This window comes from Streptomyces sp. NBC_00683, from assembly GCF_036226745.1.
GTDB lineage: Bacteria > Actinomycetota > Actinomycetes > Streptomycetales > Streptomycetaceae > Streptomyces.
On sequence record NZ_CP109013.1, the window covers coordinates 508269 to 533942 of the forward strand.

Annotated in this window: 22 protein-coding genes; 11 read left to right on the forward strand and 11 right to left on the reverse strand. The window is 69.3% G+C overall.

The genetic code is table 11. From position 1 onward, the window contains the following. Positions 1–128: 128 nt before the first annotated feature. The 8 genes from OG257_RS02550 (at position 129) to OG257_RS02585 (ending at position 12419) form a co-directional block, all read left to right on the forward strand. Positions 129–1958: a glycosyltransferase family 2 protein gene (locus OG257_RS02550; protein ID WP_329204383.1), complete on the forward strand. Its 1830-nt coding sequence runs from the start codon at positions 129–131 to the stop codon at positions 1956–1958. A 50-nt stretch (positions 1959–2008) separates the two neighbouring features. After that, complete coding sequence (galE, locus tag OG257_RS02555; RefSeq protein ID WP_329204384.1) at positions 2009–3037, forward strand: UDP-glucose 4-epimerase GalE; 1029 nt, start codon at positions 2009–2011, stop codon at positions 3035–3037. A 31-nt stretch (positions 3038–3068) separates the two neighbouring features. Continuing rightward, positions 3069–4445 carry a UDP-glucose dehydrogenase family protein gene (locus OG257_RS02560; protein ID WP_329204385.1) on the forward strand — a complete coding sequence of 459 codons (1377 nt, stop codon included), beginning with the start codon at positions 3069–3071 and terminating at the stop codon, positions 4443–4445. After that, positions 4442–5425 (forward strand): UDP-glucuronic acid decarboxylase family protein, encoded by a 984-nt coding sequence (locus tag OG257_RS02565; RefSeq protein ID WP_329204386.1) that lies wholly within the window; start codon positions 4442–4444, stop codon positions 5423–5425. The genes OG257_RS02560 and OG257_RS02565 overlap by 4 nt, the downstream gene beginning before the upstream one ends. Positions 5426–5430: 5 nt before the next feature. Next, positions 5431–7104, forward strand: coding sequence for a right-handed parallel beta-helix repeat-containing protein (locus OG257_RS02570; RefSeq protein WP_329204387.1), 1674 nt, complete (start codon positions 5431–5433; stop codon positions 7102–7104). Between the two features lie 104 nt (positions 7105–7208). Continuing rightward, the gene (locus OG257_RS02575; protein ID WP_329204388.1) at positions 7209–10352 is read left to right on the forward strand and encodes an EAL domain-containing protein; all 3144 of its coding nucleotides are present in this window, start codon (positions 7209–7211) and stop codon (positions 10350–10352) included. Positions 10353–10378: 26 nt separating this feature from the next. After that, positions 10379–11629 carry an aminotransferase class I/II-fold pyridoxal phosphate-dependent enzyme gene (locus OG257_RS02580; RefSeq protein ID WP_329204389.1) on the forward strand — a complete coding sequence of 417 codons (1251 nt, stop codon included), beginning with the start codon at positions 10379–10381 and terminating at the stop codon, positions 11627–11629. A 7-nt stretch (positions 11630–11636) separates the two neighbouring features. Further along, positions 11637–12419 carry a class I SAM-dependent methyltransferase gene (locus tag OG257_RS02585; RefSeq protein WP_329204390.1) on the forward strand — a complete coding sequence of 261 codons (783 nt, stop codon included), beginning with the start codon at positions 11637–11639 and terminating at the stop codon, positions 12417–12419. Here the strand turns inward: OG257_RS02585 and OG257_RS02590 are convergent. From OG257_RS02590 to OG257_RS02625, 8 genes are all read right to left on the reverse strand, one after another. After that, a complete protein-coding gene (locus OG257_RS02590) occupies positions 12344–14209 on the reverse strand; it encodes a glycoside hydrolase family 15 protein (RefSeq protein ID WP_329204391.1) in 1866 nt (621 codons plus the stop codon). The two genes, OG257_RS02585 and OG257_RS02590, sit on opposite strands and share 76 nt — an antisense overlap. A 75-nt stretch (positions 14210–14284) precedes the next feature. Continuing rightward, positions 14285–15034, reverse strand: coding sequence for a hypothetical protein (locus OG257_RS02595; RefSeq protein WP_329204392.1), 750 nt, complete (start codon positions 15032–15034; stop codon positions 14285–14287). A gap of 80 nt (positions 15035–15114) precedes the next feature. After that, positions 15115–15309: a hypothetical protein gene (locus tag OG257_RS02600; protein ID WP_329204393.1), complete on the reverse strand. Its 195-nt coding sequence runs from the start codon at positions 15307–15309 to the stop codon at positions 15115–15117. 137 nt (positions 15310–15446) lie between these two features. Beyond that, positions 15447–16340 carry a phosphatidylinositol-specific phospholipase C/glycerophosphodiester phosphodiesterase family protein gene (locus tag OG257_RS02605; RefSeq protein ID WP_329204394.1) on the reverse strand — a complete coding sequence of 298 codons (894 nt, stop codon included), beginning with the start codon at positions 16338–16340 and terminating at the stop codon, positions 15447–15449. A 240-nt stretch (positions 16341–16580) separates the two neighbouring features. After that, a complete protein-coding gene (locus OG257_RS02610) occupies positions 16581–17702 on the reverse strand; it encodes an acyl-CoA dehydrogenase family protein (protein ID WP_329204395.1) in 1122 nt (373 codons plus the stop codon). Then, on the reverse strand, positions 17699–18886 hold the full coding sequence (locus OG257_RS02615; RefSeq protein WP_329204396.1) for an acyl-CoA dehydrogenase family protein: 1188 nt from the start codon (positions 18884–18886) through the stop codon (positions 17699–17701). The genes OG257_RS02610 and OG257_RS02615 overlap by 4 nt, the downstream gene beginning before the upstream one ends. Continuing rightward, positions 18883–19851 (reverse strand): NADPH:quinone oxidoreductase family protein, encoded by a 969-nt coding sequence (locus OG257_RS02620; RefSeq protein ID WP_329204397.1) that lies wholly within the window; start codon positions 19849–19851, stop codon positions 18883–18885. Before OG257_RS02620 ends, OG257_RS02615 begins: the two co-directional genes overlap by 4 nt. A 102-nt stretch (positions 19852–19953) precedes the next feature. Further along, the gene (locus OG257_RS02625) at positions 19954–20553 is read right to left on the reverse strand and encodes a helix-turn-helix domain-containing protein (RefSeq protein WP_329204398.1); all 600 of its coding nucleotides are present in this window, start codon (positions 20551–20553) and stop codon (positions 19954–19956) included. A 298-nt stretch (positions 20554–20851) separates the two neighbouring features. Between OG257_RS02625 and OG257_RS02630 the strand changes: the two genes are divergently transcribed. Next, positions 20852–21424 carry a rhodanese-like domain-containing protein gene (locus OG257_RS02630; protein WP_329204399.1) on the forward strand — a complete coding sequence of 191 codons (573 nt, stop codon included), beginning with the start codon at positions 20852–20854 and terminating at the stop codon, positions 21422–21424. Positions 21425–21442: 18 nt separating this feature from the next. Here OG257_RS02630 and OG257_RS02635 read toward each other — a convergent pair whose 3' ends face one another. Further along, positions 21443–22738 carry an alpha/beta fold hydrolase gene (locus tag OG257_RS02635; RefSeq protein WP_329204400.1) on the reverse strand — a complete coding sequence of 432 codons (1296 nt, stop codon included), beginning with the start codon at positions 22736–22738 and terminating at the stop codon, positions 21443–21445. Positions 22739–22974: 236 nt separating this feature from the next. Here OG257_RS02635 and OG257_RS02640 point away from each other — a divergent pair, with 236 nt between their 5' ends. Then, positions 22975–23799 carry an aldo/keto reductase gene (locus OG257_RS02640; RefSeq protein WP_329204401.1) on the forward strand — a complete coding sequence of 275 codons (825 nt, stop codon included), beginning with the start codon at positions 22975–22977 and terminating at the stop codon, positions 23797–23799. Positions 23800–23815: 16 nt separating this feature from the next. Here OG257_RS02640 and OG257_RS02645 read toward each other — a convergent pair whose 3' ends face one another. Further along, positions 23816–24019, reverse strand: coding sequence for a hypothetical protein (locus tag OG257_RS02645; protein WP_329204402.1), 204 nt, complete (start codon positions 24017–24019; stop codon positions 23816–23818). A gap of 50 nt (positions 24020–24069) precedes the next feature. Further along, positions 24070–24345 (reverse strand): DUF2087 domain-containing protein, encoded by a 276-nt coding sequence (locus tag OG257_RS02650; RefSeq protein ID WP_329204403.1) that lies wholly within the window; start codon positions 24343–24345, stop codon positions 24070–24072. Between the two features lie 298 nt (positions 24346–24643). Between OG257_RS02650 and OG257_RS02655 the strand changes: the two genes are divergently transcribed. After that, positions 24644–25618 (forward strand): acetylxylan esterase, encoded by a 975-nt coding sequence (locus tag OG257_RS02655; protein WP_329204404.1) that lies wholly within the window; start codon positions 24644–24646, stop codon positions 25616–25618. Positions 25619–25674: the final 56 nt, after the last annotated feature.

The window sequence follows — 25674 nt, forward strand, 5'->3', positions numbered from 1 at the left end:
CATGGTCTCTCCTGGCGGCCCCTGCAGGCCCTCCTTGACCACCCGGCACAATCGGTGCAATATCGTATATATACGTCGTAAACGTAAGCCGCCAGCTTACAGCCGATACCTACTCTGGGGCGTCAGCCGTGACGCACATCGAGACGAAATCCGCAGACCGCACCCTGATCGAGCGGTATCTGGCGCGGATCTCGGGAGGCAATGTCGTCCGGGTCACGGCGGGCGGCCCCGTCTTCGGGCACGCATACCGGATCCGCAGGACCCACCCTTCCACCTTCGTACCCGCCCTCCCGCGCCCCGACCGGGCCGCCCTGCTCGCAGTGACTGCCGGTTGGTTCCTGTCCTTCATCTGGTTCTGGTCGTGGTGGCTTCAGCCGGTGCACCGCGCGGGCTGGGCCGGTCTGGTCGTCAACAGCGTCCTGCTGCTCTACCTGACAGGGCTGCCCAGCTACTTCTTCGTCACCGCGCTGCGGCTCCGGCGGGTCAACCCGGCCCTCGTGGTGCCCCGCGTCCCCGTGGCATTCGCGGTGACACGCGCCCCCTCCGAACCCTGGCCCACCGTGCGCCGGACTCTCGAGGCCATGTGCTCCCAGGACTTCCCGTACGACTACGACGTGTGGTTGTGCGACGAGGATCCGACCGAGGAGATCCGCCTCTGGTGCCGCCGGAACGACGTGGAGCTGTCATGCCGACGCGATGTGGATATCTACCACCGGTCGGACTGGCCCCGCCGGACGCGCTGCAAGGAGGGGAACTTCAGCTACTTCTACGACCACTGGGGCTACCGCCGCTACGCCGTCGTCGCCCAGCTCGACTGTGACCATGTGCCCTCCACCGGCTACCTCACCGAGATGGTCAGGCCGTTCGCCGATCCGGCCATCGGGTACGTCGCGGCACCCAGTATCTGCGATGCCAACGACTCCAGGTCGTGGTCGGCGAGGGGACGACTCCACCGTGAGGCCGTCTGGCACGGCGCCGTCCAGCTGGGTCACAGCGAAGGGCTCGCCCCGATGTGCATCGGCTCGCACTACGCCGTACGCACCCGGGCACTGCAGGACATCGGCGGCCTGGGGCCCGAGCTCGCCGAGGACTTTTCCACGACGTTCCTGCTCAACTCGGCCGGATGGCAAGGTGCCTTCGCCGTCGATGCCGAGGCGCACGGCGACGGTCCGCTCACTTTCGCCGACATGGTCACCCAGGAGTACCAGTGGTCCCGAAGCCTCACCAGCATGATGCTCGACCTCCTCCCGCGGCACCTGGGACGGCTGCCGTTCCTCCTGCGGCTCCGCTTCGGCTACGCCCTTGCGTACTACCCGCTCATGGGCTCCATGATCGTCGCCGGCCTCGTGCTCCCGCCCGTGGCGGTACTCAGCGGTCTGCCCTGGATGAACGTCAACTACCTCGATTTCCTCATCCATTTCTGGTCCCTGCCCGTGTGGCTGCTGCTGGCCCTGTGGCTGATACGCCGTCGTGGGCTGATGAGGCCGCGCCGCGCGCCGCTCCTCAGTTGGGAGACCTGGCTGTTCGCACTGGCACGGTGGCCGTTCGTCATCCTGGGCGTGCTGGGAGCGGTCATCCAGCGGCTGCGTCCCCGGCCGCTGACGTTCAAGGTCACCCCCAAGACCGACACGGGACCGCAGCCACTGCTCGCCCGGCTGACAATTCCGTTCGCCGCTCTGGCGTCGGCTCTCTCATCGATCGCTCTGATCGGCGAGCTCACCAGCCCCTCGGTCGGCTACGTCTTCCTGTGCATCCTCGCAGCGACCGCCTACGCCACCGTGGCGCTCGCCGTCCCACTGCTCCACGTCAGCGAAAACGCCCGGGCCGCGAAGGTCTCCTTCTCTTCGGCCCTGCGCACCGCATGGCTGTCCCTGACCGTCGGTGTCCTGTCGGCTCTGCCCGTCGCCACGGCCATCGTCTTCTATCCGTCGTACGCCGCTGCCGTACTGGGCCGGTGAGTGCGGTGGAGAAGGCCGGAAAACCCATCTCATCGGAAGGAGTTGCCCTCATGCGTGCACCGACGACCATTCTCGTCACCGGCGGCGCCGGCTTCATCGGCAGTCATACCTGTGTCGAGCTGCTCGACCACGGCTACAAGCTGATCGTGATCGACAACTACTCCAACAGCTCGTCCCAGGTGTTCAACCGCATCGAGAAGGTCACCGACCGTTTCGTCGGTGCGGTGTACGAGTTGGACATCCGTGATCGACACGCCCTGTCGGCCGTATTCGACCGCCACCCAATTGACGCCGTCGTGCACTTTGCCGCGCACAAGGCTGTGGGCGAGTCGACCCGGATGCCCATCGAGTACTACGACACGAATGTCGCCGGCACGACCGCACTGCTGCGGGCGATGCACGAACACGAGGTACACCAGCTGGTGTTCTCATCGTCCTGCTCGATCTACGGCGACGCCGGGCGCGGCCCACTGGACGAATCCACTCCGGCCCGGCCGACGAACCCTTACGCGTCGTCCAAGTGGATCTGCGAACAGATTCTGGCCGATGTCTGCGCACGGATACCGGAGTTCACCGTGCTCTGCCTGCGCTACTTCAACCCGGTCGGCGCCCATCCGAGCGGCCTGCTCGGCGAGGATCCGAGAGGAACTCCGGACAATCTGATGCCGACGGTGGCCCAGGTGGCCATCGGACGGCTGTCGCGCCTCCGGGTGTTCGGCGACGACTACAGCACGCCGGACGGAACGGCGATCCGCGACTACCTCCACGTCATGGACACGGCCGAGGCACACCGCATCGCCCTGGACCGGCTGAGCGACACCTCCGGAATGCATGTGTTCAACCTCGGCGTCGGCAAGGGGCAATCGGTACTCGAGGTCGTCGCCGCCTTCGGTGCGGCCTCCGGAAGCCCCATCCCCTTCCGTGTCGTGCCCCGCCGGGCCGGTGACGTTCCCGAACTCGTCGCCGACGCGGGCGCTGTGAATCGCGCCTGGGGATGGCGGCCCCGCCGGAACCTGGCCGACATGTGCGGGGACTCCTGGCGTTTCCAACGGCGCAACCCCCTCGGCTACGCCCAGTAGGGCGCACCGACGAGCAGTGAGGAGTGACATCATGCGTATGACCGTCATCGGCACCGGATACGTGGGAACGGTGCACGCCGCGTGCATGGCCGACATCGGCCACGAGGTCCTCGGCATCGATATCGACGCCGCCCGTATCGCCATGCTGGCGGCGGGCCGCGCACCGATACGCGAGACCGGCCTGGACACCTTGCTCGCCCGTGCCGTCGCCTCCGGTCGCCTGCACTTCACCACCTCGATGGACGAGGGAGCCGCCTTCGCCCGTACTCACTTCCTGTGTGTCGGGACCCCTCAGCGCCACGACAGCGAGGCCGCAGACCTGCGCTACGTCGACGCGGTGGTGGACTCCCTGGCACCACGGCTGCAGCCCGGCAGTCTCCTCGTGGGCAAGTCCACCGTGCCGGTCGGCACGGCGGCGCGCATCGGCGCCGGACTCACCGAGACCGCCCCGGACAGTGACGTGGCGTGGAACCCCGAGTTCCTGCGGGAAGGTTCTGCCGTCGCCGACACCATGCGACCGGACAGACTCGTCGTGGGTGTCGGCTCGGCGGAGGCAGAGGAAACCCTGCGTACCGTCTACGCCCCCATGATCCGGGCCGGGGTGCCGTTCTTCAGCACCGACCTGGCCACCGCGGAGCTGGTCAAGGTCGCGTCGAACTCCTTCCTGGCGACCAAGATCTCCTTCATCAACGCCATGTCCGAGGTCTGCGCCGCCGTGAACGCCGACGCCACGGTCCTCGCCCGGGCCATGGGCGCGGACTCCCGTATCGGTGAGCGATTCCTCGAGCCTGGACTGGGGTTCGGCGGAAGCTGCTTCCCGAAGGACATCCGGGCGTTCGCGGCCCGCGCCGAGGAGCTCGGAGCCGGCCCGGCGGTCGGGTTCCTGCACGAGGTCGACCGCATCAACACACGGCAGCGCCTTCGTACGGTCGCCTTCGCACGGCACCTCCTGGGCGATTCGCTGACGGACCGCCGTGTGGCGGTCTTCGGCGCGGCCTTCAAGCCGGGCAGCGACGATGTACGGGACTCACCCGCACTCGCCGTCGCGACAGCCCTCGACCAGCAGGGTGCCGACGTTCGCATCCACGATCCGCAGGCCCTGGACAACGCCCGCGCCGCGTTTCCCGACCTGGCCTACGTCCCGACCGTCCCCGACGCATGCGAGAACGCCGAGCTTGTGCTGCATCTGACGGCCTGGCCCGAATACCGTCAGATCGACCCCGCCGCTCTGGCCCTCGTCGTACGCGAACCGTTGCTGCTGGATGCGCGCAACAGCCTCGACGAGGCGGTCTGGCAGCGGGCCGGCTGGGCCATCCACGGCCTGGGCCGCCCACAGACCCACAGGCACGGATCGACCACTGCGGACTCCAGCGATCGTCCGGTGCTGGTGGCAGGAGGTGCGTCATGAGAATCGTCGTGACCGGCGGTGGCGGATTCGTGGGTTCCCACCTGTGCGAGGCCCTTCTCCGCAGGGGCGACACGGTCTGGTGCCTGGACAATTTCTCCACCGGGGAGCCGGAGAACCTGGCCGGGCTGCGTGACGCCCCCGGCTTCCACAGCAGGCATACGGACGTGACGGCGCCCTTCGACGTTCCCGGTCCTGTGCACGCCGTGGCCCACCTGGCGAGCCCGGCATCACCGGCGGACTACGGCCGCCTCCCGGTCGAGACACTGACCGTGGGCAGCCGGGGCACGGAGAACTGTCTGCGCCTGGCCCTGCGCCACCATGCCCGCTTCCTCCTCACGTCCACCAGCGAGGTCTACGGGGACCCGGAGATCCATCCGCAACCCGAGGAGTACTGGGGCCGGGTCAATCCGATCGGACCCCGTAGCGTGTACGACGAGGCGAAGCGCTACGCGGAGGCACTGGCCATGGCCTACCGGCGCAGCCTCGGCGCCGACGTGGGCATCGTTCGGATCTTCAATACGTACGGGCCCCGGATGCGGCCGTACGATGGCCGTGTGGTGTCCACCTTCATCCGCCAGGCCCTGGAGGGCCGCCCCCTGACCGTCTACGGGGACGGCGGCCAGACCCGCAGCTTCTGCTACGTCGACGACCTCGTTAGCGGGCTCATCGCCATGATCGACAGCTCGTACAGCGGTCCGGTCAATCTGGGCAACCCCTGCGAGAACACCGTGCGCGAACTTGCCGAGCACGTGCTGTCCGCCACGGGTTCATCCTCCCGCATCGAGCACCGACCGCTGCCCGTCGACGATCCGACCCGGCGGCGCCCCGTCATCGCCCGGGCCCGGGCCCAACTCGGCTGGGCCCCCCGCGTCCCCCTCGACGAGGGGCTGCGACGCACGGTCGGCTGGTTCGCCTCCCGGTCACCATCCGCCGAGGGGGCGCTGCACCACCACACCGTGCACCACCCCGTCGGGGCCTGACTCCGATGCGCCGGCCCGTCGCCACTCCCGCCCTGAGACGTCATGCGCCGAACGTCCTGCTCGTCCTGGTGTTGTCCCTCGGGGCGGGCAGCTGCGCCGAAACGCCCCACTACTCACCGCCACGGGCACACACCTACTACGTGAGCCCGGCGGGCGACGATCAGCACGACGGGACGTCGGCGGACCGGGCCTGGCGGACACTCACCAGGGCGGAGCGTGTCCCGCTCGAGCCCGGAGACCGGCTGCTTCTGCAGGGTGGAGCACGCTACCCCGGCACCGTCACGATCAAGGACAACGAGGCGGGTAGCGCGAACTCACCTGTCCGGATCGGCTCGTACGGGGAAGGGCGGGCCACCATCGAAGCCACCGACGGTCCCGGCATCTCCGTGCACAACACGGCAGGTGTGGAGATCACTGACCTCACCGTGACCGGTCGGGGCAGCGCCCTGAAGGACGAAGGCGGAATCAACCTCTACAACGATCGTCCGAGCGGCGGAAAGCTGGGCCCCGTCAAACTCTCCGGTGTCGACGTCTCCGGCTTCAGGGCGGGCATCGCGATCGGCGGCAAGGACCACAGAACGGGGTTCAGGGACGTGTCCGTCAGCCAGGCCAGGCTCCACGCCAACAAGGATGCCGGACTCCTCGTGTACGGCCCCGACTTCGACCCGGCGCACCCCGGCTACGCGCACCGGAACATCGACCTCCAAGGAGTCGACGCCTTCCGCAACGACGGCGACCCGACGGCCGACCACCGCCACACGGGTAGCGGCATCATCCTCGGGTCCGTTCGTGACGCCACCGTGCGTGCGTCCAGCGCCCACGACAACGGAGCACGCTCCTCGACCGAGGCACCTGCCGGGCCGGTGGGGATCTGGGCCTACGACTCAACAGCCGTGCGGATCGAGCGCAACGTGGCCTACCAGAACCACACCGGCTCCTCCGTCGACGGGGCAGGTTTCGGATTCGACTCCAATGTCTCCTCCTCGACGATCCAGTACAACCTGGCATACCGCAATGACGGCCCCGGCTACTACGCCTATGCAAAAACAGCCAACGGAGCGCATCGCGACAATACGATCCGCTTCAACATCAGTGTGTCCGATGGACGGAAACTGCCTCACAACGGCGGACTCTCCGTGCACGGCAAGGACATCCGGAATCTGCAGATCTATCAGAACACCGTCGTGATGCCCGATTCCCCCCGGGGCGCCGCGCCTGCCCTGCGCTTGCGACGGGGCGAGCAGGGCGTCGCCCTGCGCAACAACATCCTGGTCAACGAGAGCGGCCCGGTGGTCACGGCGGAGCCCGGGCTCGAGCCGGCCGACGTCGCACTCCAGGGCAACAACTACCGGACGACGGACGGTGCGTGGACGGTCGACTGGGGAGGCCGTTCCTATCCGGCACTGAACGCGTGGCGGGAGGCAACCGGACAGGAACGGGCAGGGCAGCGCGCGACCGGGTTCGAGGCCGACCCGTGCTTCGCGGGCGGCGAACTGCCGGCTGTCCGCTCGGCAGGCGACGCACCCCTGGTCGTCCCGGACTGCCCGGGCCGCAAGGGCCTTGATCTGCGGGCCCTGTTCGGGATCGATCCCGGAACGGTCGACTACTTCGGCACCGAAGTACCAGTACCGCCGCCGGTCGGGGCAGCTGTGCCACAGGCCTCCGATTCAGGTACGTGAGCGAGAAGATGCAGCCGGGCGCGGGCCGTGCCTACGATCGAATCGGGTTCCCGCGCCCGAGCCCACGGGGGATGCGGCTCGGCACCGGCAACGCAGGGAGGCGCTTGCCATTGCTTCGGGCACACCGGCCCATGGCCGTCCACTCCGCTTTCGTCTTGTGCCTCGCCGTGCTGTACCTCGCGTTCCCCGGCGCTCGTACCCCCCTGTGGGCCCTGATCGGACTGAGTGGGTTCGCGGCTGTGTTCGTGGGTTTGCACCTGCACCGGCCAGCACACCGCTGGCCGTGGTGGTTCCTTGCAGCGGGTCTGCTCTCCTTCGCGGCCGGCGACACCATCTACAACGTGCTCGAGGAGTACCTGCACGTCACAGACTTGTTCCCCTCAGCGGCGGATGCCGCTTACCTCGCGACCTATCCGTTTCTGGCCGTTGGGCTCCTGGGGCTCCTCAGATACCGCTGGCTGAACAAGGACTTGCCCGCCCTGCTGGACGCACTGATCTTCACCGGGGCGCTGGCCCTGCTGGTCTGGGTGGGGCTCATGCAGCCCCTCACTCACGTCGAAGGTCTGACCTGGCAGCAGCGCGCCATCAGCATGGCCTACCCGCTGGGCGACGTACTCGTGCTGGCACTGCTCCTCAGGCTGCTCACGTCCAGCCGACCTGCGGGCGGGAACCGTTCGGTGCATTTCCTCGTCATCGGCACGGTCGCCGTGCTCGGATTCGACATCCTGTACGGCATCCTCCAGCTCAACAGCACCTGGCAGGTCGGCACCTTGCTGGACATGGGCTGGGTCTTCTTCTACGCGGCATGGGGGCTGGCCGCTCTGCATCCCTCGATGGTGGAGATCACGGCCCGGTCGCCACAGCGCGAAGCCGTTCTGCCGCCCCGGGGGCGGCTGGTGCTGCTGGCCATAGCAACCCTGGTGGCACCGGCGATCCTGCTCGTGGAGGCACTGCGGGGCAACGCCGATGACGCGACCGTCATCGCGGGATTCACCGGCGTTCTGTACCTGCTGGTCCTCTTCCGGCTCTCGAGCATGGTCGTCGCCCACCGCAAGGCGCTGACCCGAGAACGTGCCCTGCTCGATGTGTCCTCGTCACTGGTGGCAGGGGACCGGCCGCGGCAGATCGCGTTGTCCTGCGAATCCGCGGTCGACACGCTCTTCGGCCCCTCGGTCCCGCACAGCAGCATGTTGCTGTCACCGCAGCATTCGGCGGATCTGTACGCTGAGTTGCTCCTCTCCGACACCATCGACGTACCGGAGGATCCACTCGCCGCGACGGTGGGCGACGACCCGTCGGACAGCCCCGGCCTGTCGGCTCTCAGTAGCCCACGGCAGGTCAGCACCGCCCAGCTCGACCCGCACATCGCGGCTGCCCTCGGCAACCTGCCCACCGCCCTGGTGTGTCCGTTGGTCCACCCCGACCATCCCTCCTCCGGGCCGCGGACCGGCGTTCTCCTGGCCGCCGGCCCGGAAAAGCAACTCACCGAGATTCGCGGATCCCTCGAGATCCTGGCCTCGCAAGCCGGGCTCGCCATGGAGCGAATCACTCTCCGGGAAGAGATCATCCGCCGCAAGAGTGAGGCATATTTCCGAACACTCGTGCGAAACGGATCGGACGTGATCCTGATCATCGACGACGACGACACGGTGCGGTACGCGAGCCCCTCGGCGGATGCCGTGTTCGGGCGGGCCACGTTGAACGGCGTACCACTTCCGTCGCTGGTCGAGGCACGCGACCGCGACCGTGCGGCCCAGGCCCTGGCGAGAACACGCGAGGGCAGCATCCGGAGCGCCAGGGATCATTGGTTGATCACCTACGAGGGGAGACAGGTCGAGGTGGAGGCGCAGTGCAGCAATCTGCGCCAGGACCCGACCGTCCGCGGACTCGTCGTCACCCTTCGCAACGTGACGGAGCAGCGTGCGTTGGAGCACGAGCTCACCCAACGCGCCTTCCACGATCCGCTCACGGGGCTACCCAACCGGGCCCTGCTGCTCGAGCGGATCGAACGGGCCTTGTTGCGCAGCCGGCGAGATTCGACACTCGTCTGTGTGCTCTTCATCGACCTCGACGACTTCAAGCTGGTCAACGACTCGATGGGCCACTCCGTCGGCGACGAGCTGCTCGTCTCCGTGGGCAACAGGCTCTCCGCCACGCTGCGCCGCAGCGACACCGCGGCCCGGCTGGGCGGTGACGAGTTCGCGGTACTGATGGAGGACGCGACGCGTCCCCTGGATGCCGAACTCCTGGCGGCCCAGGTCGTACAGGCGCTCAGCCGACCGTTCCGCCTGGCGCGCGGGATGGTGAGCGCGTCCGTCAGTGTGGGCGTCGCCACGAGCATGGACAGCGTGGATACCGAGGAGCTGCTCAGCAGCGCCGACCTGGCCCTCTACGCGGCCAAGGCCGAGGGAAAACGTCGGTGGCACAGGTTCCAGCCACGGCTTCACTTGCGCATGATGGAGCGTCATGAACTGCAGTCGACCATGGACTCCGCGATAGCCGAGAACCAGTTCACACTGCGCTACCAGCCCGTCGTCGATTTCGCCGACGCCGAGGCCGTCGTCGGCTTCGAGGCTCTGGTCCGCTGGTCGCATCTGCGTCACGGACTGCTCCCGCCCCAGCAGTTCATCAACATCGCCGAGGAGAGCGGGCAGATCAATTCGCTCGGTGCCTGGGTCCTGAGCAAGGCCGCCCGGGACATCGCCGGTCTGCAGAGCCTGTCCGAGCCCTCGGTGCCCCTCTTCGCCAGTGTGAACGTCTCGGCAGTGCAGTTCCGGGATCGGACCTTTCCGGACAGGGTCAGGGAGGCTGTGGAAACCTCCGGGCTCGCCCCCGGTTCCTTGCAGCTGGAGCTGACAGAAACCGCTCTCGTGACAGAGGAGGACCAGACCCGAAGGATCATGCAGCGGCTGAGAGGCATGGGAATCCGCATCGCCATCGACGACTTCGGCACCGGCTTCGCCTCGTTGCGCTACCTCCGGGAGTTCCCGATCGATGTCATCAAGATCGACAAGTCGTTCATCGACAACATCACAGAGGACAGCAAGAAGCTCGGACTCGTCGAGGGCATCGTGCGCATAGCCGACACACTCGGACTGCAGGTCATCGCCGAGGGCATCGAAAGCGCGGCCCAACGCGATCTGCTGGCGTCCATGGGATGCCCCTGCGGGCAGGGATATCTCTTCGCACGTCCGATGACGGTCGAGCAGGGCGAACTTCTGCTGGGCCGGAGCGGCGCATCGCCATGAGGACCCGGCCAGGGAAGGACTCAGCCATGCATGACATAGCTGCGGCGCCCGCGGACTCGCAGAACGAGGCACGCTGGGGCGAGCTGGACAGGCTCCGGCGGACAAGTCCGATGTGCGACGCCGTGCTCGACGAGGTACGAGGCCGGCACATCCGCAGCGGTGACCACTGGCTCGTGGACTTCGCCTCGTGCAACTACCTCGGCTTCGACTGCGACCCCGAAATCATCGCGGCGATCGAGCCGGCCGTCCGCCGCTGGGGAACACACCCCAGTTGGTCGAGGCTGATCGGCAGCCCGCGACTGTACATCGACATCGAGGAGCGACTGGCCGGACTCCTCGGAGTCGAGGACACCCTCCTGTTGCCGACCGCAACCCTGATCCACGCCTCCGTCATCCCGATTCTCGCCGGTCAGGGGCACGTCTTCGTCGAGGCTTCCGCGCACCGGACCGTGTACGACGGGTGTCAGTCGGCCAGGGGAAGGGGGGCGACGCTGCACCGCTTCCGAGCCGACCGGCCCGCCGAGCTGGACGCGCTGCTCGCCGGAATCCCGCCCGGGTCGCCCGTCCTGGTCTGTCTGGACGGGGTGAACAGTATGAGCGGCAACATCCCCGACCTGCCGACCCTGGCTGCGATCTGCCGGGGCAGGAACGCGACGCTGTACGTAGACGACACGCATGGGTTCGGCGTGGTCGGGGAACGCGGCGCCGCCGACGCCTGCCCGTACGGGTCCCGTGGCAACAGCGTCGTCCGGCACACGGGCGAGAGCTACGACGGCATCGTGCTCGTCGGCGGATTCTCCAAGGCATATTCGTCGCTGCTCGCCTTTCTGGCCCTGCCCACCCGTCTGAAGAACCGCCTGAAGGTGGACGCCGCGCCGTATCTGTACTCCGGCCCCTCACCGACCGCGTCCCTCGCCACGGCGCTCGCCGGTCTGGAGGTCAACGAGCGTCGTGGGGATGCCATTCGCGCCGACCTGTACCGCAAGACCGTCCGGGTACTCGACCACATCCGCGAACTCGATCTGCCGACGCTCAACACCGACCGGCTGCCGATCGTGGAGATCCCGCTCGGGAACGCGGAAGACATCGACGCGGTCGCCCTGTATCTGTGGGAAAAGGGAATCTACGTGACCCTGGCCGCCTATCCACTGGTCCCCCACGACCGTGTGGGATTCCGTGCACAGATCACGGCGCTGAATTCGGACGAGGACATCGACCGGCTCAACAACGCGTTGACCGGACTGTCCCACTGCTTCGCCCTCGGCTCCGGGAGGTGAGCCGCACGTGTCCGCAAATCCGGCCGGGGAGAACCCGGTACTCAACGACCACGTCGACTGGGACAGCTGGCCCGTCGAGGACTACCTCACGGAGAACTACCGTGACCTGCATCCCTCCGACGCGGCGGTCATCGCTCACCACTCCGCCTTCTACCGCCGCCTCGCGCCCGGCAGCATCGCCCGTTCACTGGAATTCGGCGCCGGCCCCAACCTGTATCCCCTCATGCTCGCCGCCGCAGCGAGTCGGCACACCGACGCCGTGGAGGCGAGTGCGCCGTGTGTCGCCTATCTGAACCGGCAGGTGGCCAGGGGGCCGGACGAGACCTGGTCGCCTTTCCACGAGCTGTGCAGACGGCTGAATCCGGCCCTGCCCGCGTCGCCGGCGGGGGCGCTGCGAGGGGTCCGTGTCGTCCGCGGCGACATCCGGACGGTGGCCCCCGGCACCTACGGCCTCGCGTCCATGCACTTCGTGGCCGAGGGCGCAACCGAGGACTACGATGAGTTCGCCGAATTCTGCCGGCTCTTCGCCCACTCCGTGGCACCCGGCGGGCACCTGATCGCCGCCTTCATGGAAAACATGCCCACGTACCGCATCGGTCCGGCGTCGCAGTGGCCCGGCTGTCCGGTGGACCGGGATCTCGTCTCGGAAGTGTTCGCACCATTCAGTGGACGTCTGGAGGTGACCCGCATCGATGCCGACCCCACCCTGCCGGACTACGGAGATTCCGGCATGGTGCTGCTCACCGCGACACGGTGCGAGGACCATGCCTTACCGTCCCGGCCCCTGTGATCGCGGGACAGGCGTTGCAGGGAGAACGCGGTCTCCACCAGGGAGATGTGACTGAAGGCCTGCGGGGTGTTGCCCAATTGCCGGTGCCCTGACGGATCCCACTGCTCGGACATGAGCCCTACATCGTTTCGGACACCCAGCACGCGTTCGAAGACCACCTGGGCCGCGTCCAGGTCTCCGGTGGCCGCCAGTGCGTCGGCGTACCAGAGCGAGCACGCCACGAACGGGCACTCGGAACCCGGCATGCCGTCCACACGGTCCACCCCGGGGCCTGTGAGCATGTACCGGCGCAGGAAGCCGCCCTCGTCGAGTGCCCGCATGGCCCGGACCGTCCCCTGTACCCTCTCGTCGCCGGCAGGCAGGAATCCCAGTCGGGGAATCAGCAGTGCCGAGGCGTCCAGATCGGTCCCGCCGTAGGCCTGCACGAACGACTCGCGCCCACCGTCCCAGCCTTCTCGGCACACCTCCTGGTGCACCGTGTCCCTCATGGCGCGCCACTCCTTCGAACTGCCGTTCCTTCCGATCATCTCTCCTATGCGCAGCGCCCGGTCCGCCGCCACCCACGACATGATCTTGGAGTGGACGAAATGCCTTCGCGGCCCCCGGACTTCCCAGAGTCCTTGGTCGGGATACCGCCAGTGGACCTGGAGATATCCCATCAGGCCCTTCACCAGACTCCACATGCGCGGCGTCATCGCGATCCCCGCCCGGAGGGACCAGTACAAGGTGTCCAGAACTTCGCCGTACACATCCAGCTGGAACTGCTGCACCGCGGCGTTGCCGAACCGTACCGGCCTGGATCCCTCGTAGCCGGGCAGCCAGGGGGCCTCGGTCTCCGGCAGCAGCCGTTCGCCACCCAGGCCGTACACACTCTGCAGACCGGACATGCCCCCCGCGGTGGCGCGCAGCAGCCAGGCAAGCCAGGCAGTCGCCTCTTCCCGGTAGCCGCTTCGAAGCAGGCAGGACAGCGTAAGTGTGGAATCGCGCAGCCAGCAGTACCGGTAGTCCCAGTTGCGTTCTCCGCCCAGTTGTTCGGGGAGCGACGTGGTGGGTGCTGCGACAACACTGCCCGTCGGCGCGTAGATCAGCGCTTTCAGCGTGATCAAGGACCGCACAACGGCTTCGCGCCATGGTCCCCGGTATCGACAACGGGAGGCCCAGCGCTGCCAGAAGCCGATGGTCTCCTTGAGCATCGTCTCCGTGGGCAGCAGCAGCTCCGCAGGCGCGTCCAACAGGTGTGACGGCGACCAGACCAGTTGGAGTGTCAGCCCTCGCCCCGCCGAAACCGTGAAATCGCCGACGGTGGAGTCCGGCCCACCGGACACCTGTACGGGGCCGTCCGTGCCCAGCCAGGTGGAGTCGGGCCCTGCGGTCGCCACCGTGAAGCGCTCGCTGGCATGCATCCATGGAATTATTCGGCCCTGGTGAAAGCGTGGTGTCAGTTCGCTCCGCATGGGAACGGAACCGGACAGCGCCTCGACCATCCGCACGAGGCAGGGAAACCCCGTACGAGGGGGCATGAAGTCCGTCACGCGCACCGATCCCGACGCGGTGTCCCAGAAGGTGTCCAGAACGAGGGTGTCAGGGCGGTAGGCGCGATGCGTGCACGTGCCGGCTCCGACGGGCGCAACCCGCCAAAACCCGTTGCTGCCCGTACCGAGCAGGGCAGCGAAACAAGCGGGTGAGTCGAAACGCGGCAGGCACAGCCAGTCGATGGACCCGTCGCGGCCAACCATCGCCGCAGTCTCCAGGTCCCCGATCAGGGCGTAGTCCTCGATGTTCTCATTCATGACGGGGCATACGCCGTGATGCTCATTGCCACGCTTAATTCAGCATAAGCCCCCCTATACCACACCGCACGCGCGTCAGCGCGGCGGACGCGGCTTGCCGGGCTTGGTCGAGCGGCCTTCCAGGAGGGCGCGTCTGATCTGGGCAGCGGTCTCCCTCGCGTGGGACGAGGTCGACGTGCGGTCGGCCACGGAGGTGACGAACCGGTGGGTGGGGCGCAGGCACTGTCCGCACGGCGTGTCGGTGGTGACCATGTAGCCGTCCTCGCACTGCGGGTTCGTGCAGTGGCCCGGGCTCAGCAGCGCTTCGGCGACCTCCTGCGCCGTCCAGCGGCGCCGGCCGTCCTCGTCCTTCTCCTGGAGGGCGTGCGCCCATCGGACGTTCCACCGGCGCTCGAGGCGGTCCAGCAGCTGGTCGGGGGTCCGCCGGGTGAGTTCCCGGTGGATCAGTTCGTGGACGGACTGCGGGGTGCGGTGGCCGAGTGCCTGGACCAGCGGTTGCGGGAGTGCCTGCAGGATGTAGTTCACCGGGTCGGCGCCGGCCCGCTCGCGCCACTTGCGGCATACGCAGGGGCCTGCGAGGGGCAGCTGCCGCTGGCACCGGCCGCACATGCCGCGGCACTCGGCGCAGAGGCCGTCGTCGAGCCCGTCCAGGTGGGGGGCGGGAGCGCGGCCGCAGTCACGGCAGCAGGAGGCGCAGGGACCGCAGAGGCGTTCGTCGCCCATCTTCGTCGTCCACTGCCGCTGCTGGCAGCGGCAGCACAGGGCCGTGTTGCAGTACTCGTGGTGGGCGGCGCCCGATTGCCGTCCGGGTGGCGGAAATGACATCGCTGCGTTCCCTCACTGGTCCGGTGCGGCGCTCTGCCACGGTCAGCCGCCATTCTCCCGCACCCGGACAGTGCGTGGGGTCAGGGCTTCAGACCGCTGACGACGTTCGCGGTGGCTGCGATCCCCTCGTGGATGGTGGGCGCCATGCTCGTACCCGCGAGGAAGAAGCCGAGCAGGGCGCAGACGATCGCGTGCGAGACCTTGAGTCCGCCGTTGCGCAGGAAGATCACTGCAAGGATCAGCAGGAGCAGCACCAGTGAGATCGAAATGGCCATGGCCAACCTCCTCCGCCGCGCCGGAATTGCGGCATTCGGCCGCCAGTGTGGCGCAGCGGAGGGGCCATCCGGCGGACTGGCGTGTCCGCCGAACGGGTGTTGACGCTGGGTGATCGGAGCCGCTCACCGGGAAGCGGTCAGTGGCTGGTGCGGCGGTCCCGGTCACGGTGGCGGAGAAAGGCTTCGAGCCCCGCCAGGTCGTCGCTGTTCAGATGGTCGACGCCGGCGGCGAGGAGCTCCGTCCACACGGCGTCGCGCTCCGGCCCCGCCACATCGGGCGTGGCCCAGAACCGGACCCTCTGGCCGCTCGCGCGGGCGGCGGAGACGAGGGTGCGCAGCCTGTCCCGTTCGGCGGCGGGGAAGGGGCCGGTGCCCAGCCAGCTGAAGCTCTGGGTCCAGTTGCTGCTGATGAGCGGGATGAAGGAGGCGGGTGCCGCGGTGCCCAGGTCGTCGAGCCGGCCGTCGTAGAAGGCGTAGCGCGTGCTCTGTGCCTCCATCGGTACGCGAGCGGCGCGGTCGCCCGAGATGACGGGCGTCACCGCCCCGGTGCGGACCCTGCCGTGGCTGAAGCGGGTGAGGATCTGCCGGTAGCGCCGGAGCACCGCGTCGAGTGCGAGGTAGGTGGCGGCGCCGTTGGTCTTGATGTCGATCAGCAGCTGCAGCGGGGGGCGGTGTCCGGCGTACACCGAGCCGTGGTTCGCCCTGACCCGGGCCAGCAACGGGTCGAGGTAGAGCGAGGTGAGGGTGCGGGTGGGGTCGAGGCCGGCCTCCTCGTGGGCGACGAGGAGTTCGCCGTCGACGAGGAAGATGTCCGCCTCGACGCTGGTGAACCCGTGCGCGAGCGCGTCGTGGAGGGGACGCGGGTGCAGGTAGTCGTTGTGCGCGTGGGCATGGGTCAGGGGGCGCGGGCCGTGGGGGCGGCCGGCGGGGGCGGCCGGCGCCGCGGTTGCCGACTGGGCGGGGATGAAGGCGCCTGCGGCGGCGGTGGCCAGGGCGGTGGTGACGACTCTGCGGCGGGTCAGGTGTGCCATGGGGTCTCCCTGAAGCGGTGAGCGGGCAGAGCGGGCGGGTGGACGCGACGAGTATGGGGCCGCGAACGACTCGAAAGGCAGGTACCTGCCAAGAGTTGGACCCGTCGTCGTCCGCCCGTCGACTGCGCTGCGTCTGCTGTTACCCAGGCGATCGGGGCAGGTCGGGGCCGGGGCAGGCACGACGGAGCGGGGGTACGTGAGTACGTACCCCCGCTCCTGGTGCGATCCGGACGAGAGGCCCTACGGTGCGGCCAGCTCCACCAGCTCGGCGACGGCCTCGCGGTGGCGCCCCGCCGTGCCGTACGCGATCGAGTCGGCCTTGGCCCGCTTCAGGTAGAGGTGTGCCGGGTGCTCCCAGGTCATCCCGATCCCGCCGTGCAGCTGGACGCACTCCTCCGCCGCGTGCACCGCGACCTTCGAGCAGTAGGCCTGGGCCACGGCCACCGCGAGCGGTGCGTCGGGGCTGCCGGCCGCCAGCGCGTCCGCGGCGTTGCGGGCCGCCGCGCGCGCGGAGACGACCTCCAGCCAGAGCTGGGCCATCCGGTGCTTGAGCGACTGGAACGAGCCCACCGGCCGGTTGAACTGGTGCCGTTCGCGGGTGTGGCGGACCGTCTCGGTCAGGCACCACTCGGCGATACCGAGCTGCTCGGAGGCGAGCAGTCCGGCTCCGGACAGCAGCCCCCTCCCCACGGCGAGGGCCGCGGGCCCGGCCTCGGCGAGCTTGGTGCCGGCAGCCCCGGCGAGGGTGACCGTCGCGAGTGGACGGGTGAGGTCGAGCGGAACGAGCGACTCGACGGTGACGCCGTCACCGGCCCTGTCGACGGCGTACAGCCCCTCGGCGGTGGGCACCAGCAGCACATCGGCCGCCACCGCCTCGGCGACACCGGTCACCGTACGGTCGAGAGTGCCGGTCATCGCCGCAGCGGCATCGGCGGCGGGCGTGGCGAACGGCAGGGCGAGGACGGCGACCTTGCGGCCCGCCGCCAGATCGCCGAGCAGTTCGCCCACAGGACCGTCCTGCGTGTCGAGCGCGAGGAGGATCTCCGTGGCGACGACGGCACTGGTCAGATACGGGGCGGGGGCGACGCTGCGGCCGAGCTCCTCCAGGACCACGGCGGCCTCGCGGTGGGAGGCCCCCTGTCCGCCGAGTTTCTCCGGGACCAGCAGTCCCGCCGCCCCGATGCCGGCGGCGAGCGATTCCCACAGCCGCAGGTCGTACGGCGTGTCGGACTCGATACCGGCGATGACCGTCGGCGCGTCGGCCCGGTCGGCGAGCAGCGAGCGCACCGCGGACCTCAGGTCTTCCTCGGTCTCCGAGTAGAGAAGGTCGGGAGCGTGGGCTGCTTCGGTCTGTGCGGTCATCGGGAGAGATCCTTCCAGGCGACGTCCTTGTCGTTGCGCGGTTCGACAGGCAGACCGAGGACGCGCTCGGCGACGATGTTGAGCAGGACCTCGCTCGTGCCGCCCTCGATGGAGTTGCCCTTGGAGCGCAGATAGCGGTAGCCGGCGTCGCGTCCGGTGAAATCGACGAGCTCCGGGCGGCGCATGGTCCAGTCGCTGTACAACAGGCCTTCGTCGCCGAGGAGTTCGACCTCCAGGCCGCTGATCTCCTGGTTGAGGCGGGCGAAGGCGAGCTTCATGCCGGATCCTTCGGGGCCCGGCTGCCCGGCGACGAGCTGCTGGCGCAGCCGCTCGCCGGTGAGCCTGGCGACCTCGGCCTCGACCCAGAGCGTGAGCAGTCGCTGGTGGAGGTCGTGGGTGCGCAGCTCGGGTCGTTCGCGCCAGGTCCTGGCGACCGTGCCGATCATGCCGCCCTCGCGCGGGATACGGGCTCCGCCGATCGAGACGCGCTCGTTCATCAGGGTGGTCTGGGCGACCTTCCAGCCTTCACCCACCGGGCCGAGGCGCCTGCTGTCGGGGATGCGCACGCCGGTGAGGAAGACCTCGTTGAACTCCGCCTCGCCGGTGATCTGGCGCAGCGGCCGCACCTCGACACCGGGGTCGGTCATGTCGCAGATGAAGTAGCTGATGCCCCGGTGCTTGGGCACGTCCGGGTCGGTGCGGGCGATGAGGATCGCCCAGCGGGCCACATGGGCGCTGGACGTCCAGACCTTCTGCCCGTCGACCACCCAGTCCTCGCCGTCACGGACGGCGCGCGTGCCGAGGGCCGCCAGGTCCGATCCGGCGCCCGGCTCGCTGAAGAGCTGGCACCACACCTCCTCGCCGACCCACAGGGGGCGCAGGAAGCGCTGCTTCTGTTCGTCGGTGCCGTAGCCGAGGATCGTCGGCGCCGCCATGCCGAGGCCGATGCCGATACGTCGCGGATCGTTGTCGGGGGCGCCCGCGGCGGCGAGTTCGGCGTCGACGACGGGCTGCAGGGAGCGCGACGCGTCGAGTCCGCCGAGGCCGACGGGGTAGTGCACCCACGCGAGACCGGCGTCGAAGCGTGCCTTGAGGAAGTCGGTACGGTCCGTCGTGGCCGGCGGATGTGCGGCGAGCAGTTCCTGCGTACGCCGACGGATCTCTGCTGCGTCGATGGTGGTCATCGGGCACCTCCTGCGGGCAGGACTACTATGCGGCCGGTGCTCGTACCGTCGGCGACACGCTGGACGCCGCGCGCGGCGTCGGCCATCGGGAGCCGCTCGCTGACCAGGGGCTTGACGACTCCCTGTGCGGCCAGCTTGGTGAGCTCGTCGTGGCAGGCGCGGACCGCTGCCGGGTCCTTGGTGTTGTACAGGCCCCAGTGGAGCCCGACGATCGAGTAGTTCTTCACCAGGGCGTGGTTGAGGCCCGGGGTGGGAATGGCGCCGCTCGCGAAGCCGACGACGACGACGCGGCCTTCGAAGGCGATGCACTTCACGGACTTGGCGTAGGCGTCGCCGCCGACGGGGTCGTAGACGACATCCGCGCCGCGTCCCGCGGTGGCTTCCTTCACCGCGGCGACTATGTCCTCGCTGCGGCGGTCGATGACCAGGTCGCAGCCGAGTCCACGGGCGATCTCGGCCTTCTCCGGTCCGCCGACCACTCCGATGACCGTGGCGCCGGCCGCCTTGCCGAGCTGGACGGCGGCGCTGCCGACGCCGCCCGCCGCCGCGTGCACGAGCAGCGTCTCGCCCGCCTGCAGATGCGCGCGGCGGTGGAGTCCGAACCAGCCGGTCTGGTACCCGATGTGCAGTGCGGCCGCTTCCGCGTCGTCCAGGGCGTCAGGGGCGGGCAGCAGGGCCGCCTCGTCCGCGACGACGTAGTCGGCGAAGCCGCCGTTCGGGAGAGCGGGGGTGGCGAGCACACGGCGCCCGTCCTCCGTCACGCCGCAGATCTCCACACCCGGGGTGAACGGCAGCGGGGGCCGGACCTGGTACTGGCCGCGGCAGAGCAGCGCGTCGGGGAAGTTGATGTTCGCCGCGCGCACCTCGAGCAGCACCTGCCCCGGTCCGGGACTGGGCCGGTCCGTCTCTTCGAGCTCCATCACCTCGCTCGGCTCGCCGTTCCGGTGCACTCGCCATGCCTGCATGAGGGGCCTCCACAACACTGTCGGCATTACCACTGCTCCGGCGCATACTAAGCGGTTGCTTGCCCGTCTGGGAACACCCGGCACCGGTCGGCGACAGCTCCTTCACGCACGCTTCGGTCTCGCCCTGACATGCATGCGCTCGCCCTGCGGCCCGAACAGGCTGAGAAACTCGACCGGCTCGTCACCCACGGGCCCGAACCAGTGCGGCAACCGGGTGTCGAACTCCGCCGCCTCTCCGGGCACCAGGACCAGGTCGTGCTCGGCGAGCTTGAGCCGCAGCCGCCCGTTGAGCACGTAGAGCCACTCGTACCCCTCATGGGTGCGCTGCTCGGGCTCCTCCGTGCAGGGTGCCTCCTGAATGACCTTGTACGCCTGGAGACCGCCCGGCCGGCCGGTCAGCGGCAGCGAGGTTCTCGAGCCGTGCACGATGGGCTTCGCCCTGACCCGCGGGTCGCCCACGGGCGGCGCCCCCACGAGATCGTCGAGCGGCACCTCGTGGGCGCGGGCGATGGGAAGCAGCAGCTCGAGACTGGGGCGCCGGCCACCGGATTCCAGCCGCGACAGGGTGGACACGGAGATCCCTGTGGCCTCGGAGAGCGCGGCGAGCGTCACCCCCCGGTCCTTGCGGAGCCGGCGCAGCCGGGGGCCCACTCCGGTGAGTACGGCATCGACTTCGGGGTCGTCCTGACTCTGTTCCTTCATGACTCCATTGCAGAATCAGCAAACGACTTTGTCAATCGGCTGCGGAATCCGGCCCCGCCGGGAAGAGGGGACCCCACTCCCGCGTTACACCCGGAAGGCAGTCCACGGACGGCCGCGACCTCGCGCATTCCGGGAACGGATCAGGGCAGGGTGAGTCAGGGGAGCCGCTTGCCCGACCGAGACAGGTCGTGCCGAGCCACCTCTGCCCGCCATACCCCGGTGGGTATTCTGGCGCGCGGGGTGAGTGAGGCCCCGCCGCCCTCCGCGCCCCGGTTGAACGAACGAAAGGAACCCGCTCGTGACCAGTCCCGCTTCCCTCTCCCCCGCCCAGGCCGCAGCCCGGCTGGAGGAGTTCACCGTCATCGACGTGCGGGCGCCCGGTGAGTACGCCTCGGGGCATGTCCCCGGCGCCCTGAACGTTCCGCTCGACCGGCTCGGCGAAGCGGTACCCGCGCTCAAGTCCGCCTCAGCCCGCGGCTCCCTGCTGGTGGTGTGCGCATCCGGTGTCCGCTCCACGAAGGCCTGCGAGGTCCTCGCCCGGGCCGACATCGAAGCCGTCACGCTGACCGGCGGCACGTCCGCCTGGGCGGGCGACGGGCACGGCCTGGACCGTCCGGAGGGCGGCCGCGCCACCTGGCCCATGGAGCGCCAGGTGCGGCTCGCCGCCGGTTCGCTCGTGGTGGCCGGTCTGCTCGCGGGCAGGCGCTTCCCGGCGGCACGCTGGCTGTCGGCGGGCATCGGTTCCGGTCTCGTCTTCTCCGCGGTGACCAACACCTGCGGCATGGCGGCGGCGCTGTCGAAGCTCCCGCACAACCGTGCGCCGCGCACCGCGGCCGACCTGGACGCGACGCTGGACGCCCTGCAGCGCTGACCTGCCCGCGGCGGGGGGTTACCGGTCGCTCTCGCCCCGGACGAGTGCGAGCAGCCGGTCCAGGACGCGTGGCCCTCCCGCCCGCAGGCCGTCATGCTCGAACTCACTGGTCACCCAGGTACGGAGGCCGCGGATCGCGGCGGCCGTGCGCAGCGCATGCTCCGTGTCCACGTACATGTCGTCGTGGTAGACCGCCGCGGCGACGGGCACCTCGTTGGCCGCGAGCCGCTCGGTGTCGTACAGGGCGGGCCAGTCGGTCCGGGCGGCGAGGAGTTCGGCCGTCTCGCGCAGAGGGCGCAGCGCGGGATCGACCTCGAAGTGCCAGGGGTGGATGCTCTCACCGGTGAAGATCACGGGGCCGTCGCCCACCGACGCGGCGTCGAACTGCGGGAATTCGGCGCGGACGCGTTCGGCGGCCCAGCCGGTCGGCCGGCTGCCCTGCCCGTAGATCGCCTCGTGCATCACGGCGTACAGCGGGTGGCCCGCGAACGACGTGGCCGTACGCATGGCTTCCTGGAAGGTGTCGGAGAGTTCGATGCCGTGCGGGCCGCCGACGAAGGCGTTCTCCAGGAGGTGGTGGAGCTGGTGGCTGCCGTTCCCGCCGCCCAGCAGGATGCCGAGGGACTGGAACCCTTCGGGTGTCAGGCGGTGCCCGCCGCTCGTGGGGCGGTGCTCGGAGAGGTACGCGGAGATCGCGCGGGCGCGGTCGATGTCCTGCGGGTAGCGGGCGTAGTGTGCCGCGACCTTCCGCTCGATCCGCGGATACGCGGCCCGGTAGACGTCGTCGGCATGGGCGTCCAGGGAAGGCAGCCCGCCGGTGATCAGGACGGCCTTGAGCCCTTCAGGGGCGGCGGACAGGTACCGGACGGCACAGAAGCCGCCGAAGGACTGGCCCAGAACCGTCCAGGGCGCACCGCCGGTGAGTCGGGGCCGGATGAGTTCGCAGTCCCGGACGATGCTGTCGGAGCGGAAGTGCGCCAGGTAGTCGGCCTGCTCGCGCGGCCCCCCGCGCAACGGAAGGGTCTGCCGGGTGGCCGGGGTGGAGAGCCCCGTGCCGCGCTGGTCGAGGAGCAGCACGCGGAACTCCCGCACCGCCCGTCCCAGCCATGCCTCCGTACCGATGAATCTGCGGGCACCGAAGCCGGGACCGCCCTCCAGGTACACCAGCCAGGGCAGGTCCTCGTCCGACTTGGCAGCCGCCACGACCTCCCGGCCGAAGATCTCGATCGTCTCGCCGCCGGGATCCGCGTGGTCGAGAGGGACCGTGAACCGTCGGTCGGTGAGGACGAGGCCGGGGTGGTGATAGCTGTTCAAGGGTGCTCCTGGATCCGCTGTTTCCCGGACAGTTCAGCACATGGCCCCGGCCCGGACGGTCCCGGGCCGCGTGCGTCGCGCCGCGGCGGCTCCTACCGTGCCCCGAGGACGCCAGGAAGCCCGCCGACTTACCCGCGTTTGCCATTAACCCGCGCATGCAATTATTGTCGACGCCAGTAATCATCGTACGCAGATCGACACAGTCCGGCCGGTCCGGCACCCCAGGAAGGTCTCCCATGTCCACGGTCCCCACCGTCACCCTCAACAACGGCATCACGATTCCGCAGCTCGGCTTCGGCGTCTTCCAGGTTCCCGACGACGAGACCACCGCAGCGGTGTCCGGCGCGCTCGACGCGGGCTACCGCTCCATCGACACCGCCGCCGTGTACGGCAACGAGACCGGCGTGGGCCGCGCCCTGGCCACCTCCGGGATCCCGCGTGAGGAACTGTTCGTCACCACGAAGCTGTGGAACGCCGACCAGGGGTACGACTCGGCGCTCGCCGCATTCGACGCGAGCCTGGCCAAGCTCGGCCTCGACTATGTGGACCTCTACCTCATCCACTGGCCCACGCCCGCCCGTGACCTCTACCCGGACAGCTGGCGCGCACTGGAGAAGCTGCTGGCCGACGGCCGGATCCGGGCCGCCGGAGTGTCCAACTTCCAGCCCGCCCACCTGCGCCGCCTGATCGACGCCGGCTCCCTCGTCCCGGCCGTGAACCAGATCGAGCTGCACCCGGGCCTTCAGCAGGAGGAGCTGCGCACCCTGCACGCCGAGCACGGCATCGCCACCGAGGCGTGGAGCCCCTTGGCGCAGGGCGCGCTGCTGGACGACAGCGCACTGGTCGCGATCGCCGAGCGCCACGGGAAGTCGCCCGCCCAGGTGGTCCTGCGCTGGCACCTCCAGCTCGGCAACGTCGTGATCCCCAAGTCGGTCACGCCCGCGCGCATCCGGGAGAACATCGACGTCTTCGACTTCGAGCTCTCGCCCGCGGACATGGACGCGATCGCCGGCCTCGACCGGGGCATGCGCACGGGCCCGGACCCCGACACCCTCAACTGAGCCCGGACCCGACCGGTCAGTCGAGCAGAGCCCGCAGGAAGGCGCGGAACACGCGCCCCAACGCCCCCAGGGCGCCCATCTCCACAGCGGTCTCGCCGATGTCCGCGGCCGCTTCGGCCCGGTCCGCCCGATGTTCCGCGGACCGGCACCTGCGGCAGGTCCCGCCCCTCAGCCGACGATGTCTCTCGCACCGGGCGCACATGCCCGAACGTCTCCCCATGAGGAGATCATCTCACCTGCCGGACAGCCGACTGTGCCTCGACAAGGCTCTCAGCGGCCCCGCCGGTAGCTGCTACCGTCCTTCGGGCGGACCAGCAGCCCGGCGACCACCAGATAGCGGCGCAGGGCCGAGCAGTCCTCGTGCACGGTGAGGAGCGCCTCGTTGACCTCGCGCTCGGTGTAGGCGCGGTCGTGCTCGAAGAGCGTGTCGGCGAGGTGGGCCAGCAGCTGCTCGCGGCGGGCCACCTTCCGGGGGATCGCCGTCAGGCGGCCGTGCGAGAAGAGCGCTGCCACCTGGTGCGAACTGCGGTTTTCTGTATCGGGCATGCCGGAAGCGTGGCAGGCGCCGGCCGGTCGGGCAACGCGATTTCCCGCGTCTCCGGCCGGTCGGCGCCTGTGTCGTGGCCGTGCAGCCGGCGCAATACCGCCGCCCTGCGGGGCGCGCGACGGCGACGCGCCCTGGAGCCGCTCCCCCGCCTCGTGGACCGTGCACGCGGCGCCGTTCCGCGTACCGAAGCCCGGGGCCGCGCTGTGCCCGTGGTGGAAAAGACAAGATCTTGACTGACGCCCAGCCGGTCGTACGGTGTGATCATTCCTATCGACTTTGCGACAAAGGCGGTCCCGCATGGCCCTGTTCGATCTGCCCCTTGACGAACTGCGCACCTACAGCAGCGGGTCGGAGGAGCCGGCCGACTTCGACGCCTTCTGGTCGGCCACCCTCGACGAGGCCAGAACCCACGACCTCGATGCCAGATTCGAACTGCGCACCGACACCGGTCTGACCACGGTCGATGTCTACGACGTGACGTTCGCCGGCTTCGGCGGACATCCGGTCCGGGGCTGGCTCGTCATGCCGGCGGGCACCACGCGACCGCTGCCCCTGGTCGTCGAGTTCATCGGGTACGGGGGCGGGCGCGGGCTGCCGCATTCGTACCTGCTCTGGGCATCGGCCGGCATGGCCCACTTCGTGATGGACACCCGGGGCCAGGGAAGTGGCTGGGCACCGGGTGACACGGCCGACCCCGTGGGGAGCGGGCCGTCCTTGCCGGGGTTCATGACCCGGGGTATCGAGGACCCCGAGGCGTACTACTACCGGCGGCTGATCACGGACGCGGTACGTGCCGTGGAGGCGGCCCGCTCGCACCCGCTGACGGACGCGTCGCGCACCGCAGCGATCGGTGCGAGCCAGGGCGGCGGGCTCGCCATCGCGGTCGGCGGGCTGATACCCGACCTGGCGGCCGTCGCACCGGACGTCCCGTTCCTCTGCGACTTCCCCCGGGCGATCAGCCTGACCGACAGGCTCCCCTACCGCGAGATCGGCAACTACCTCAAGACGCACCGGGGGCGCGCCGAACAGGCGAGGGCGACGCTGGCCTACTTCGACGGGGTGCACTTCGCGGCCCGCGGCCGGGCGCCCGCACTGTTCTCGGTCGCCCTCGAGGATCAGACCTGCCCGCCGTCCACGGTCTTCGCCGCCTTCAACGCGTACGCCCACCCGGACAAGGAGATCGAGGTGTACGACTTCAACGACCACGAGGGCGGCGGACCGTTCCAGCAGGCGGTGCAACTCGCCCGGCTGCCCCAGCTGTTGAAGGCCTGACCTCCGCGTACGCGGCGCCGGGCACTTGACCCGGCTCGCGTACGGAGCCTAGGTTT